The sequence below is a fragment of the Protofrankia sp. Cj3 genome (assembly GCF_917627355.1).
Lineage (GTDB): Bacteria > Actinomycetota > Actinomycetes > Frankiales > Frankiaceae > Protofrankia.
Genome location: NZ_CAKJTR010000070.1, coordinates 24,186 through 25,314 on the forward strand (window position 1 = coordinate 24,186; position 1,129 = coordinate 25,314).

1 protein-coding gene is annotated in these 1,129 nt (G+C 67.4%); it reads left to right on the top strand.

Translation table 11 applies throughout. The annotated features are described in order from the left end of the window. Positions 1–26: 26 nt before the first annotated feature. Positions 27–1,129 (top strand): NtaA/DmoA family FMN-dependent monooxygenase (locus MJ783_RS11750; RefSeq protein WP_239310447.1); only part of this gene is annotated, 1,103 nt, incomplete at its 3' end.

Sequence of the window (1,129 nt, forward strand, 5' to 3'; positions counted from 1 at the left end):
CCTTCAAGGATTCCAGAGGACCCCAGATGGGCAGACCACGCAAGCGGATCCACCTGGCCGCGCACTTCCCGGGCGTGAACAACACGACCGTGTGGAGCGACCGGCGGTCGGGCAGCCACATCGAGTTCAGCTCATTCGTGCATTTCGCGCGGACCGCGGAACGGGCGAAGTTCGACTTCCTCTTTCTGGCCGAAGGACTGCGCCTGCGTGAGCAGGCCGGCCGCCTCTACGACCTGGACGTGGTCGGCCGCCCGGACACGTTCACGGTGCTCGCCGCGCTGGCCGCCGTCACCGACCGGCTCGGGCTCGCCGGCACGATCAACTCCACGTTCAATGAGCCCTACGAGGTCGCCCGGCAGTTCGCCAGCCTCGACCATCTCTCCGGTGGCCGGGCCGCGTGGAACGTCGTCACCTCCTGGGACGCGTTCACCGGTGAAAACTTCCGCCGCGGCGGCTTTCTGCGCGAAGAGCAGCGCTATGAACGAGCCGAGCAGTTCCTGCGGACGGCGTGGGAACTGTTTGACTCCTGGCGCGACGACGCGATTGCCGCGGACAAGGAATCGGGAATCTTCGTCACCGACGCGTCGGCGGGTACGTTCGAGCATCACGGCGGCCATTTCGACATTGCCGGCCAGTTCAATGTTCCCCGCAGCCCGCAGGGCCGGCCGGTGATCTTCCAGGCCGGCGATTCGAACGAAGGCCGTGAATTTGCCGCGGCGACGGCCGACGCCATCTTCAGCCGGCACAGCACCGTTGCGGCCGGCAAGGCGTTCTACACCGACGTCAAGGGACGGCTGGCCCGCTACGGCCGGCCACCGCAGGCGCTGCTCGTGTTGCCAGCAGCCACCTTCGTCCTCGGCGACACCGACGCCGACGCCCACGAACAGGCCGCCATCGTCCGCCAGCAGCAGGTCAGCGGGCAGACCGCGATCCGGCTCCTTGAGCAGCTGTGGAACCGTGACCTGAGCTCCTATGACCCGGACGGCCCACTGCCCGAGATCGACCCCAAGCCGGGCGAGAACACTGTCGCACGGGGCCGCGCCAGCGTACGGATGTTCTCCGATCAGCAGGCGGTCGCCGCACAGTGGCGTGCACTCGCTGAAGCGAAGAAACTCTCCATCCGCGAGCT